Raw genomic sequence first — 13,275 nt, forward strand, 5'->3', positions numbered from 1 at the left:
TTACATTATAGCGGCGTCCAATAACAAAGGAATTTCAATATGAATCTATTCTACTCCCCTGGCGCCTGCGCCCTTGCATCTCAAATTGCACTTCGCGAAGCCGGTTTGAATTTCGAACTGGTTAAAGTGGACCTTAAAGCCAAAGAATACGCTGGTGGCGACTACAAAAAAATCAACCCTAAAGGTTACATCCCCGCTCTGCAACTGCCTAACGGTCACTTGATGACTGAAGGTGCGGTTATCTTGCAATGGATCGCAGACCAGGCACCAGACAAAAACCTACTTCCAAAATTCGGCACAATGGAACGCTATAAAGCCATGGAGTGGTTGAACTTTATCGCCACTGAAATCCATAAAGGCCTGGGCTCATTGTTTGGTGGAGCCGTGATGAATGAAGAAACCAAAGAGCAAATCAAAGCGAAGCTGGGTTTGCGTCTTGCGGTTTTGAATCAGCATCTTGAAACAAGTCCGTACATCCTGGGTGAAAACTTCTCGGTGGCTGATGCTTACGCATACAATGTTCTGCGCTGGACGGGTTTGGTTGGCGTTGACATGACTCAACATGCTTCTTTACAGAAGTTCATGACGACAATGACCGAGCGCCCAACAGTGAAAGAGGCTGTGGCAGCTGAAGGCATTCGTCTGTAAATTATTTTTCTTTAAAAAGTAAAAAGCCCAGGATCTCTCCTGGGCTTTTTTTTATTTATTCGTATATCTTTCCAACCAGTGCGCATAAGGAGCCGGAAGCACCCAGGAAGGTTTTTGCTTCTTAAGCTCAATTGCCGCCTTGTAAGACCAATGTGGATTCGCCAGATGAGCTTTACCCACCATCACCAAATCCATTTGATTTTCACGAACCACTTTGTCAGCCAACTCCGGAGTATCAATCCCCCAAGCGGAGGCCACGGGAAGTCCCGCTTCACGCTGAACTCGTTCTGCAATAGGTGCCAGAAATGCCGGCGCCCATGGAATCTTTGCGGTCGGTGTACTGAAGTTCATGCTGACATTTAGCATATCCAAACCCAACTCTTTGAATTGTTTAACCAAAGAAATGGATTCTTGCAGTGTTTGTTCATCACGTCCGTCAAATTCAATAACACCGAATCTTGCCGTAAATGCCAAATGTTCTGGCCATACCTTACGAACTGCTGCCACGGTCTCACGCAAAAAGCGGCCGCGATTTTCAGCACTGCCACCATATTCATCGGTACGTTGATTGGCATAAGAGGAGAAAAAACTTTGCGCCAGATAACCATGCGCCATATGCAGCTCCAGCCATTCAAATCCCGCGTCCAAGGCACGCTTTGCTGCAGTGACAAAGTCATTTTGCACTCGCTGAATATCGGCTTTCGACATTTCCCGCGGGACCTTGGGAAGGTTGGCACCAAATGCCAACGCCGAAGGAGATATCGTCTGCCATCCGCGCCCATCACCATCTGCAATATGATCATCACCTTGCCACGGAAGATTCGCGCTGGCCTTTCTTCCGGCGTGACCTATTTGAATCCCAGCCACGGCTCCGCCCGCTTTTATTGCCTGAGACACTTTCTTAAGTTCCTGTGCCTGATGGTCATTCCACAAACCCAAACAACCGGGCGTAATACGACCTTCGGGCGAAACCCCTGTGGCCTCGACAATCACCAGACCTGCTCCACCGCGAGACAATCCAGTATAGTGCGCAAGATGCCAGTCATTAGCCACGCCATCAATCGCCGAGTACTGGCACATCGGAGGAACCGCAATACGATTGCGAAGAGTTAAACTTTTTAAGTTAAATTCACTAAATAAATCCGCCATAAAATCCTACTTTGCTTTTTTCACTGCCAATACTTCGATAATCGCCACGGCCACACTGTGCGCCGACTGTGGATTCTGACCTGTCACCAGGCGTCCATCCACCACGACTTTATTTTCCCAGTTTTTGCCGCCTTCATAAAGGGCGCCACGTTCTTGCAGTTTGTTTGCCAACGAAAAAGGAACCACTTTAGTCAAACCAACTTCTTCTTCTTCAGCGTTGGTAAATCCGTTCACTTTCTTTCCTTGAATCAAATACTCTCCATTGGAAAGTTTGATATCCACCAGAGCGGCAGGTCCGTGACAAACAGCCGCAACCACCCCTCCACTTTCATAAATACCTGCGGCCACCCGACTAAGTTCTGGATTGTTTGGAAAATCCCACATCGCCCCGTGTCCGCCCGCAAAATGGACTACCTTGTATTTCTTAGGATCCACTTTCGCCAGCGGCAGTGTTCTTTCGATTTGCTTCATAGCAGCTCGGTCCTCCAAGAAGCGTTTGTTATCCTCATCCTTTGGGTCACGACTGCCCGGATCCATCGGTGCCGCACCCCCTTTGGGACTGGCAAAATCAACTTTGTAGCCGGCTTTGATCAAAGGATAGTAGACGTGAGTCACTTCTGACAGATACCAGCCGGTAGGCTTGCCCGTATCGCCCAATTTATCGTGACTTGATATTACGATCAGCGCGCGATCCTGCGCCACCGCGACCGCAGCACTTAATGAAACGCCTGCAATTAAGAACCCCAACACTTTCAACATAAATGCCTCCACAGAATCATTGATATGTTAACGGTGCCATCAAGAAATATATAAATCCAACTCATTGTTTTCATATAACCTATCGATTATATTCATATCAGAGGTTTCCATGAAAAAGCCGCTCGACTTAAATCTTTTAATCGTTGCCGAAAGTCTGTACCGCACACTGAATGTCTCAATGACGGCCAAAGAACTGAGTGTCACTCAGTCCGCCATCAGCCATGGACTGCAGAAGCTGCGCGATCATTTTGCTGATCCCCTGTTTGTACGGGCTTCAAGGGGAATGACTCTGACAGAGAAGGCGAAACGTCTTCGTCCACAAATCGAAAACCTGGTTTTGCAGTCCCGGGCTCTATCGCAAGACCAGGAATCCTTTGACCCTCTTAAAGTGTCGACCCGCATCACCATTGCAACCTCCGACTACATCGAAATCCTGGTTATGCCGGCTATCTTAAAAAGATTGAAAAAGGAGGCACCCAACCTGCAGGTTTCCATTCGCCCGACCCGTGGTGAATTCCCAAAGGTTGAATTGGAAGATGGCTCATTTGACTTTGCGATCGCAGGTTTTTACAAGGATTTGCCCGAAGGATTTTTTGAAACTAAGGTTCTGGAAGACACCTTTTCCACTGCTTACCGAAAAAAGCATCCTTTAATTCAGGGGGAAATCAAGATTAGTCAGTTTTATGATCTCGACCACGCACTCGTCACTTTGCAAGGTGATTTCAAAGACAATCTGGAAAAGAAGATCGGCGACAAAAGATTCAGACGCAAAATCGTCTTTGGCTCTTACAGTTTCACCGGCATGGCCTACACCCTGTCAGAAACAGATCTGGTACTGACGGGTCCGACCTTACTGCTAAAAAAATATAAAGAGTATTTCCCGATTCAGATTCAACCCACACCATTTTCACTGGGCGGAATCAACATGCGGATGGTATGGCATTCACGGACCCATAAGGATCCGCTGAGAGTGTGGTTTAGAAATCTCATCAAGAGCGAGCTTGCCGCCCTCTCCCGATGAGAACTTTAGCTATTTCTGACCTTGGTTCAAGGACATGAACACCGCCATATTGCGGATATTGAAATCGCGGAAAGCACAGATGCGTTCCGAGTGATTGAACGATTGCTGTTTCTGCGCGTTCATTGATTTGTCATTCAAGTAAGAATTCAGTTTTTGATCGTAAGCGACATTCATGCCCTTCATCGTTGAAGGAAGTGGCGATTTCAATACAACACCACGGCACAAGTTGCTAAGACCGTTTTGGTTATTGAAAGCCAGCGCCTGAATACACAACTGAGCACGCACATTTTCCGCATCGTCGAATTCACTTTGTGGAGACGTTGTTGGATCCAACTCGCTGCCATAACGATCCGAATGCTTGCTGCCGTAGAAGTATCCGCCAATCAAATTCGTCAATGAATACTTATGCAGGAATTTTAGCACTTTTCTGACCGTCGGATTTTTATCTTTAGCCGTTGAAACCCAGTCTTCAGAGCTATCACCCAACATGCGGTCCACACGAGACATCAAGCCGACCTTCTCACCATTTTCAATTTGCTTCAGATTGGAGATCGTTCCAATGACATTGTCTTTAATCAAGCCATCCAGGGCCTCCAGGTTTCCTTTGTTGATTCTTAGAGCCATATTCAAATCGGTTTGAATATTGGAAGGATTCCCGTTGTACATCGCCAGCATCTTATCCAGCATCGCCATACCCGATGCAGAGAAAAGGTCTTCCTGGTAAGGCGTGAAGTCCACCTTGTTTTTTAAAAGCATGATGTAGTCCTGGTACACAAAGTTCACCATGCGATTCGCAAGGAATCCCGAGCGTGACAACATCACGTTGAACTGTTCGTAAACTGTAGTTACCAATTTCTCATAGGCATCCGCCGTTGCCTGCAGACTTTCCTGGGATGCCGTCACATTTTTCGTATCAATAAGGGCACCGCGGCCGATATTCTCCAGATTTTCATAAGCTTTCAAAACCTTTTGAATACGCATCTGTGTATCCAGGATGGTTGGAACCACATTCACATTGCTGTTAAATTGTGCGATACGACCTTTTTGTGCTTCCAAATACTGATTGATCGCCTTCAAGCTGTCTTGAACGGTGTAGTTGATATCGATCGTGGATTCATTCACCAAAGCCGCCTTATCAACGATATACCAACGATTGAAGTACTCAATTGCAGAGATATTGGCTGTGCGAATAATCTCCTGCATGTTTTGACCGATAGTTTCCGTCAACGCCACAGGGTCATTGAAACTTGGAATGCTTTCCATATTGGCGCGCAACCACTCGTCGTAGGACATGATTGGCATTGCTTTACCGGAAACCTGATCTGGAACCGGAATTCCCAACAAAGCAAAAGGAATCTTCATGGAGTTCGTACTCATCAGGAAGAAGTTCATAACGTCTTCATTGCGCCCAAAGCCCTGATTGCCGACCATGGAGCTGGTCGTTTGCATCAACAGCTTCAACACCGCATTTTGTTTGGCTTGCAAATTTGGAAGAGTACGGATTGTCGCAACACTGGAGTTAAAATCCCCCAGCAAGGTTTTTACGCCCTTATAGAAGTCCACAACTTCCTGCTGGATTTTATTTTGGAAAGTCGCATCCGTTGGAAGTTTTGGATCCACACCGATCTGGATTTTCTGCAACCACTTCGTGATATTCGGAACATGCGTATTCAAAACATAGTAGCCCACAAAAGGATTGCCTGAGTCAGCATCCAACTTATTGCTCTTTTGAGTTTTAAGATCGTTCATGCCCTTTTGAAAAAGTCTCATACCATCGCGAGCCTGACAGTAGGACTCACTGGTCACTTCCATCAAACAGGCCATGGAGGACATGAACTCCTGCTGATTCAATTTTCTTAGAACAGCAGTGTACTTTCTTTCGCGAGTCAAATTTGTCAATTTAGACACTGTCGTGGCGATTTGACTGCCCGTCATATCCTGACCGGAAGAAGCAAAAGACGAAGCGATTTTCACCGCGGAGCTGATCAGGTTGCCCATAACCACTTGGTTGTCACCAGTTAAACATTGATCCAATTGTGGAATTGAATCCACAACCTGATTCAACATGGAGAGACCTGTCTGAGTGCTACGCTGCAAACGCGATCCAAAATCACCAATACTTTGGGAGACATCGCTCACCGCCATATTTGACTGACTTTGACCTACTTGCGCTCCCAAGGTGGCGCTCTCGATGGACTTATCCATCATCGTGCGCAAAATTTGTTGTTTCATGTCGGGAGCACTATTTAGAAAGGTTCGAAGAGCATTGATTTCCTGAGGTAATTGCGACAAGCGACTGACTCTCGCCGGAGTGTCGGAAGCCCCTTGAACAGCATTCTCCAGGCTGGTAATTGCTGATTGAACAGAGTTGCCCAAGGCTTTACAGTTTGGATCATCTTTTAACTGCAGAGTCACCTTACGCAGATTTTGCGTGGCTGAAAGAGCCGACTGGGTCCACACCCCTTGGGAGGCACATGCTCCACCAAAGGAATAGGCAGAGGCAATTCCGCCCTCCTGGGCAAAAAGTGCGGGACTAAAGCTCAAAATCAATAGCACCGATGCTACCGGTTTCATAAGGTAAACTCCACGTTAGATTATTCTAACGATGAAGTTGCAAGGCTGGGCCCAGCCCTAAAATATGTTAATTTGTTCCCTATAGATTTTATCTGTAAAGGGAATAGACACCCTGACGGCAATAGGCCTTTGGCGTGTTCAGGGCGAACACGCCGAAACAGCAGAGAAACTAGCGACGGGAACGCGCCGTTTGCTTTTTAAGGAACATTTTGAATGGACCTGCACACACGTTATCAGTGCCACCATCTCTTAGTACAACATCCGGATTTTTTCTGGATTTTGGATTTTGAACCACAGATTCAATACGCAGATTGTTGTTACGCGCACCTTGCAACATGTTGCCATACTCATTGATCAGACTCGTCTGATTCAATGTAACCGCACCAGCATTTGAACTGTAGCTGCCTTCTGCAACCATCAGGCAATTCTGTCTGCAACGATAGTCATTACTACTGATATCCTGAACGTAAGTGCCATCACGTTTAAAACTAATCTCAATGGTCATATCTTGCATTTGCTTTTGAGAGACTTGGTTCTCACAGCGAATTGTCGCTTGGTATTTACCCGGTTGGATTGTCATTTGATTGATTTGAGGCTGGCCTGGTTGACCGTACTGTCCCTCTGGAGGCATTTGACCTTGATCGTAAGGCCCGATCACACCCGGTTGTGGATAAGGAGCTGCGTTGCCACCATTGTTGGAATTGGAATCACAACCGACAACAGCAAGGGACAAAATCATCACTGAAAGAACCGATTTCACTGTATTCATAAGGCCACTCCGACAGTAAGTTAGAAAAACAAACCGTCTACCTTATACCACAGTGTAAAAAAACCTCAGAGTTCCCCCTGAGGCCCATGCAATGCTTACTTGATTGTTTAAACTTTAGACGAATTGCGATCTACCAAGCGATCTGCTGGCAGTAGTTTGTTCTGATCATATAGTTAACATCATGAACTTCGGCCGTGAGACCCACGTTATGCTTTTGCACGTATACCAGCGTTTTGCGATCTGCAGATTTAAACAGCTTCACATTCTCATCAGAATGGCGCCAATCGTACTTCACTTCTTTTGAAACCAAAGTCTCGCCGGCTCCCGTGATCTTCATGGTCAGACCATCTTTGCAATCCTCAATCAGAGTCACGGTCTCTGCCGTAACCAAATCACTTTTCGTAATCTGACAACGATACGCCGCCGCTGCAAAAGAAGTTGAAGTTGCAAATAAGATCCCTGCCATCAATCCGAATGCTTTCACCGAGGACTCCTTGATTAGTTTTATCTCAACCAAATCATGTTCAGTGAACATCCGTAAAATAGCAACTTCCCAAAAACCGGCTGGCGCCTTTTGGACGGAGCGGTGCGATAGGAACTAGGACCTGGCACCTTTTAGGTGATGGGAAGGACGTCGAGATCTTTTTGTTTTATTTTGCGCAGTTCTTCGGGGATGGCTTTTACGATGGCTTCACCGAGGGCTTCTACTAGTTCGGATTTGTAATGCTCGCGACGGCACACGAGGCCGATTTCCCGTGCGGGAATCGGACGCTCGAATTGGACCACATGACTGCGATCACCAATTGTGTGAGTTGCCAGTTGCGGCAGTAACGTGTAACCGCCATACAGATCCACCAGATTTTTAAGAGTCTCTAAGGAACCACTTTCAAATTTGTATTTGCGCTCGATACCTTTTTTCTTTTTCACTGAACACAAATCCAAAACCTGATTACGCAGACAATGACCCTCTTCCAACAGCCAGATGTCATCCATAGACAGGGATTGATATTTGATTTTCTTTTGCTGGGCATAATCATGATTCTTATCGCACAGAACATAGAACGGTTCGTAGTACAGTGGATACTCGAACATCGTCGCCACCTCTGTCGGAGTCGCAAGCACGCCCACATCGATTTCATCTTTGTTAAGTGCTTCGATGATATGATCTGTCTGCATTTCCTTAATGTTCAACTCCAGGTCCGGCAACGTCTCCACACACACTGGCAAAAGCCGAGGCAATAAATAAGGCGCCACAGTTGGAATCACTCCCACAGTTAAAATTCCCTTACGGGACCCTTTGGTTCCTTCCAAAAGAATTGATTCAATTTTGCGCGCCTCAAACAGAACCGTCTGCATTTGAGAAATGAGTTTCTTACCAGCATCCGTCAGAAGAATGGGCTTTTTGGTACGGTCGAAAATCACCACACCCAACTCATCTTCCAGCTTTTGAATCTGCATGCTGAGGGTGGGTTGCGTCACGAAACAAGCCTCGGCGGCCTTAGCGAAGTGCCCATACTTATGGACAGCCATCACATATTCGAGCTGCGTCAAAGAAAAATTCACCTTTAATTTCACCATAAACCCCTCATCTATTAAGGATTCTAGAGTAATAGAGAAAATCTATCAAGGTATATTTATAATCTATTTTACTAATGTTCTCAGATCTTCTAGTCTAACCAAGTACCAAGGATTGATCCCCACAGGGATCCCCTATTAACACACCATTATTCTGAGGAGAATAAATGCAAACATTGATCAACACACAAGTGCCTGACTTTAAAGTAGAAGCTTACCACAACAACGGTTTCAAAACTGTTTCTCAAGCTGACCTTAAAGGCAAATGGGCTATCTTCTTCTTCTATCCAGCTGACTTCACATTCGTGTGCCCTACTGAATTGGGTGACATGGCTGATAAATATGCTGAATTCCAAAAATTGGGCGTAGAAGTTTACGGTGTTTCTACTGACACTCACTTCACACACAAAGCATGGCACGACACTTCTGAAACTATTAAAAAAATCAAATACCCAATGTTGGCAGACCCAACTGGTACTTTGACTCGCGCCTTCGGTGTACACATTGAAGAAGCTGGCCTTGCTTACCGTGGTACTTTCTTGGTGAACCCACAAGGTAAAATCGTTTTGGCTGAAGTTCAAGACAACGGTATCGGCCGTAATGCTGATGAGTTGTTCCGCAAAACTCAAGCGGCTCAATACATCGCTGCAAACCCAGGCGAAGTATGCCCAGCTAAATGGACTCCAGGTAAATCTACTTTGAAACCTGGTTTGGATCTTGTTGGTAAAATCTAAACTGCTTTCGCTCTGACTCGCGTCGGAGCAGGCAAAAGTTTTATTGAACGTTTCTGAATGTTGGTGCGGAAGGCTCTCTCCTCCGCACCGACTCTCCATCAACGATTTTAAAGGTACTATTCAGTGCTCTGGATGGCAGCTTTAAAGTCGTTTTCTTTTAAGGAGGAATCACATGTTAGACTCTTCACTCCGCGAGCAACTTGTTTCTGTGTTTGGTAAACTTGAAAACCCAGTTGAACTCATCATCGACAACAGCACTCATGACGATCACAAAGACCTTCTGGAAATGCTGAATGATGTGGCCGAGACATCTTCCAACATCACCGTTAAAGAATCCGGAAACAACTCCCCGGTTCCATCTTTTTATATCGCCTATAAAGGTAAACCGACAGGCATCTCTTTTAAAGGCATTCCGGGCGGTCACGAATTTACTTCTTTGATCCTTGCGATCCTGAATACGGATGGCAAAGGCAAGTTGCTAGACAGCTTACTTGTAGACCGCGTTCGCCGCCTGAATAAAGGCATCACGGTGCAGACGTTCATGTCTTTGACTTGTGAAAACTGTCCTGAAGTGGTGCAAGCGTTGAATTTAATCACACTGGCCCATGGAAACATGAAGCATGAAGTGATTGATGGCGGATATGTTCAGGACGAAGTTCAAAAACTGGGTATCCAAGGGGTTCCAAGCCTTGCTGGCAACGGCAAGATGTTTCACTCCGGTCGTATCTCTGTTTTGGATTTGATTGAAAAACTAGAAAAGACTTTTGGTGTTGATGAAAACGCCTCTTCACAACCTTCCGAACCCGTGAACAAAAACCTGGGGCACTTCGATATTCTGGTTATTGGTGGCGGCCCTGCGGGAGCATCGGCTGCGATCTATTCAGTTCGCAAAGGTCTAAGTACCGCGATGATCACTGAAAAAATCGGCGGTCAGGTTCAAGAGACCAAAGGCATCGAAAATTTGATCGGTGTGACTTACACTGAAGGTCCTCAATTGGCGGCGCAGTTAAATCAACACGTTTCAAGCTACCCTGTTCGCGTTCTTGAAAACCGCCGTGTGAAATCCATCAAAACCGAGGGCAAGATCAAAACGATCGAACTTGAAAGTGGTGAACATCTTATCGCAGACTCCATCATCGTGACCACAGGTGCGAAATGGCGCGAATTGGGTGTTGAAGGCGAAAAAGAATACATGGGCCGCGGCGTAGCTTACTGCCCACACTGTGATGGTCCTTTTTATAAAGGTAAAAAAGTTGCGGTCATCGGCGGAGGAAACTCCGGCGTGGAAGCTGCGATTGACCTAGCTGGCATCGTGCGCGAAGTGATCGTGATTGAATACAATAACGAACTAAAAGCGGATCGCATCCTAGTTGATAAACTAAAATCATTGCCGAATGTGTCTGTGATTACTGGCGCAAAAACGGAAAAAGTTTTAGGCGATGGCCAAAAGGTGCACCAACTTGAGTACACGGATCGCACTTCCAATAAACTGGAGAAACTGGATCTGGATGGTGTGTTTGTACAAATCGGCCTTGTTCCCAACAGCCAATTCCTTAAAGGCACCGTGGAACTAACTAAATTTGGCGAAATCATCACCGATGAAAAATGCCGCACCAACGTGAAAGGCATTTACGCTGCTGGTGACGTGACCACAACACCGTACAAACAGATCGTCATTGCCATGGGTGAAGGTGCCAAAGCTGCCTTGGCGGCATTTGAAGATCGCATGTACGATCACGTATAGTTAACGTACAACATCTACAAAGTGCGGCAGTACTGCCGCACTTTGGGTTTACAATTTCCACAACCTGGGTTTTTCCGGCACTGGCGAACACTTTGCCTATGCTACTTCCGTAGTCCAGGATGGCTCCGGCTACGGCGTCGCTGAAATCAACATCAAATCCCTCCAAAACTACGACAGCACTCCTGTTTTGACTGTAAAACAAATGGCTTACGAAGGTGATGCTCGCGCCGCCCTTAAAATCTCAATGCAATCTGTAAATTTCTCTGCCTACAACATCGCTCCGGGAACCAACAAAGGCTCTACTCTTAGCGCCACTTCTTCATCTGAAATCACAGTGAACACAAATGGCGCTGCTTACAAATTCACACTTAGCACTGAAGCGACTCAAAACAGACCTGAATACTGTATTGATGCACCTAACGAAGCTCTGCTTAAGATCAATCTTACAAAGACGGCAAGTCAAAGCTCAGAGACCTCTGTTCTTGTTGATGAACAGTACGCCCCTGAAAAACGCGCTTGCGCTTACAACTATGCGATCGAAAAAGTCATCACATACGGCGATAAAGCAGCCTTGGTGATCTCTTACCTTGCGACTGGCTTTGAAGGCCCAGATCATAACTACACGGTTGTGACGACGATTCTGGAATAGACACTTGCGCACTGCGGAACCGACATCGGTTTCGCAGTGCTTCTTGGTAAAACGGATACAAAAAGGTACGGACACACTTTCTCCATGGAGAAAGTGTGTCCGTACCTTTTTGCTGTCTTGCCTTTTTTCATCAAGCCGACAAAGATAGTTTCCGATGACTGACACCAAAGCACAAACAAAACCTGAAAACTCCTGGCTGAATCTGATCTTTAATATCCTATTGCCGGTATTAATTTTAAATAAACTAACCAAACATATCGGCCCCGGTTATGCGCTTATTCTGGCTTTGGCGTTTCCGTTAATTTACGGAATTTATGACTTGATCAAACGCCGCAAGGTGAATGCTTTTTCCATTTTGGGCTTACTGAATGTGGGCCTTACCGGGGGCTTGGCCTTCGTTGGCATACATGGCTTTTGGTTTGCCGTTAAAGAAGCAGCGTTCCCGGCACTGGTGGGGATTTTTGTATTTGGCTCGGCCTTCACGAAAAAACCATTTATCGAAAGTCTTTTCCTAAATCCCAATGTTATGAAAGTCGATCTGCTTGAGCAAAAATTGGCAGAGCACGGCAAAAAAGCGGAATTCCACGAGCACATGAGAAAGTCGACAATGCTGCTTTCTCTTTCATTTGCCCTGAGTGCTGTTTTGAACTTCGTCCTAGCTCGCTCGATTTTCCTGGATATCGACACTACATTAAGCGCAGAAGCACAGTCCGTCGTACTGAATGAGCAGATCGCCAAGATGACCACTTGGTCTATGGCTATCATCATGGTTCCATCCATGATCTTTCTTTTGGGCATCTTCTGGTACTTGATGAACGGAGTAAAAAAGCACTCCGGGCTGACGACAGAAGAATTAATGAATTCCTAAGCAACGCACTGCCCTCCGAAAAGGGAACTGTTACCCCTAGAAGTCCCCGCCGTCGAAACCACCTGGAGGTGGCGGTGGTGGTGGAATGAATTCACTGCCGTTGCTGAAGTTGCCATCGAAATCCGGTACCATCGGTGGCGGAGGCGGTGGTGGAACGTCACCGAAGTCTTCTGGTTGAATATTTGGAGCTGGAACATAACCATCACTGAAGTCGTCAAATGTTGGCGGCGGTGGGAACGAGGAACCTCCCCCACCAAAACTGGAACCACGACCTGAACTTGAACCAGACGACGCACTCTTCGTTCCGAAATTACGCTTTGCGAAATCAAAGCGCGGACGCTCCTCATCCAAACCCAACTCTTGAGCCAGTGTTGGCAGCCCCTTGGCTTCCCGATCCAACTTTTGCTGCTTGTGCATTTTTTCGCTGTATTCGTTGCGAGCTTGATTGTAGGCCTGCTCCTCGGACTTTTTCTCGCGCTCCCACGCTCTATATTCGGGAGAGCGTTCATCCATCGTCACAGCTTTTGGTTTATTGCGAATATAGGCCTCGCGCTCGCGATCCTTCTCATTCAACCACTGCTCTTCCTCTTCCTGATAGGAAAGCTTGGAGCCTTCACGGGCTTCCTCGAAGCGCGTCTGGCGTTTTTGATGCTCAGCAAAACCACGCAAACGGGTTTCTTCAGCATCCACTGCATGCGCAAGTGTCGCAGACAAAGTGAGGGATAAAATAATGAGAAGACTACGAGGAGGATTCATTCTTGACCCAGTCTATCAGGGAGCTTCCT

General features: G+C 46.4%; 13 protein-coding genes. 6 read left to right on the forward strand and 7 right to left on the reverse strand.

Going from position 1 to position 13,275, the window contains the following annotated elements; all coding sequences use genetic code 11:
• Window positions 1-39 precede the first annotated feature (39 nt).
• Window positions 40-648, forward strand: a complete 609-nt coding sequence (gene gstA / locus ACLVWR_RS16905; protein ID WP_413581768.1) for a glutathione transferase GstA — start codon at window positions 40-42, stop codon at window positions 646-648.
• Between the two features lie 51 nt (window positions 649-699).
• On the opposite strand, the gene ACLVWR_RS16910 is transcribed toward gstA, so the two are convergent.
• Window positions 700-1,797, reverse strand: a complete 1,098-nt coding sequence (locus ACLVWR_RS16910) for an NADH:flavin oxidoreductase/NADH oxidase (protein ID WP_413581769.1) — start codon at window positions 1,795-1,797, stop codon at window positions 700-702.
• Window positions 1,798-1,803: 6 nt separating this feature from the next.
• Window positions 1,804-2,556 (reverse strand): type 1 glutamine amidotransferase domain-containing protein, encoded by a 753-nt coding sequence (locus tag ACLVWR_RS16915; RefSeq protein WP_413581770.1) that lies wholly within the window; start codon window positions 2,554-2,556, stop codon window positions 1,804-1,806.
• A 109-nt stretch (window positions 2,557-2,665) separates the two neighbouring features.
• On the opposite strand from ACLVWR_RS16915, the gene ACLVWR_RS16920 reads away from it, so the two are divergent.
• Window positions 2,666-3,577, forward strand: a complete 912-nt coding sequence (locus ACLVWR_RS16920; protein ID WP_413581771.1) for a LysR family transcriptional regulator — start codon at window positions 2,666-2,668, stop codon at window positions 3,575-3,577.
• A gap of 9 nt (window positions 3,578-3,586) precedes the next feature.
• Here ACLVWR_RS16920 and ACLVWR_RS16925 read toward each other — a convergent pair whose 3' ends face one another.
• The 4 genes from ACLVWR_RS16925 to ACLVWR_RS16940 form a co-directional block, all read right to left on the reverse strand.
• Complete coding sequence (locus tag ACLVWR_RS16925; RefSeq protein ID WP_413581772.1) at window positions 3,587-6,151, reverse strand: hypothetical protein; 2,565 nt, start codon at window positions 6,149-6,151, stop codon at window positions 3,587-3,589.
• Between the two features lie 169 nt (window positions 6,152-6,320).
• The gene (locus ACLVWR_RS16930; protein ID WP_413581773.1) at window positions 6,321-6,920 is read right to left on the reverse strand and encodes a hypothetical protein; all 600 of its coding nucleotides are present in this window, start codon (window positions 6,918-6,920) and stop codon (window positions 6,321-6,323) included.
• Window positions 6,921-7,050: 130 nt separating this feature from the next.
• Window positions 7,051-7,404: a hypothetical protein gene (locus tag ACLVWR_RS16935; protein ID WP_413581774.1), complete on the reverse strand. Its 354-nt coding sequence runs from the start codon at window positions 7,402-7,404 to the stop codon at window positions 7,051-7,053.
• Between the two features lie 131 nt (window positions 7,405-7,535).
• A complete protein-coding gene (locus tag ACLVWR_RS16940; RefSeq protein WP_413581775.1) occupies window positions 7,536-8,498 on the reverse strand; it encodes a hydrogen peroxide-inducible genes activator in 963 nt (320 codons plus the stop codon).
• A 164-nt stretch (window positions 8,499-8,662) separates the two neighbouring features.
• Here ACLVWR_RS16940 and ahpC point away from each other — a divergent pair, with 164 nt between their 5' ends.
• From ahpC to ACLVWR_RS16960, 4 genes are all read left to right on the forward strand, one after another.
• Window positions 8,663-9,229 (forward strand): alkyl hydroperoxide reductase subunit C, encoded by a 567-nt coding sequence (ahpC, locus tag ACLVWR_RS16945; protein WP_413581776.1) that lies wholly within the window; start codon window positions 8,663-8,665, stop codon window positions 9,227-9,229.
• 172 nt (window positions 9,230-9,401) lie between these two features.
• Window positions 9,402-10,973 (forward strand): alkyl hydroperoxide reductase subunit F, encoded by a 1,572-nt coding sequence (gene ahpF, locus ACLVWR_RS16950; protein WP_413581777.1) that lies wholly within the window; start codon window positions 9,402-9,404, stop codon window positions 10,971-10,973.
• 151 nt (window positions 10,974-11,124) lie between these two features.
• Window positions 11,125-11,622, forward strand: coding sequence for a DUF2259 domain-containing protein (locus tag ACLVWR_RS16955; protein ID WP_413583514.1), 498 nt, complete (start codon window positions 11,125-11,127; stop codon window positions 11,620-11,622).
• Between the two features lie 154 nt (window positions 11,623-11,776).
• Window positions 11,777-12,490 carry a VC0807 family protein gene (locus tag ACLVWR_RS16960; protein ID WP_413581778.1) on the forward strand — a complete coding sequence of 238 codons (714 nt, stop codon included), beginning with the start codon at window positions 11,777-11,779 and terminating at the stop codon, window positions 12,488-12,490.
• Window positions 12,491-12,526: 36 nt separating this feature from the next.
• Here ACLVWR_RS16960 and ACLVWR_RS16965 read toward each other — a convergent pair whose 3' ends face one another.
• Complete coding sequence (locus ACLVWR_RS16965) at window positions 12,527-13,246, reverse strand: hypothetical protein (protein ID WP_413581779.1); 720 nt, start codon at window positions 13,244-13,246, stop codon at window positions 12,527-12,529.
• Between the last annotated feature and the right edge of the window lie 29 nt (window positions 13,247-13,275).

It is taken from the genome of Bdellovibrio sp. HCB288 (genome assembly GCF_047305935.1).
GTDB lineage: Bacteria > Bdellovibrionota > Bdellovibrionia > Bdellovibrionales > Bdellovibrionaceae > Bdellovibrio.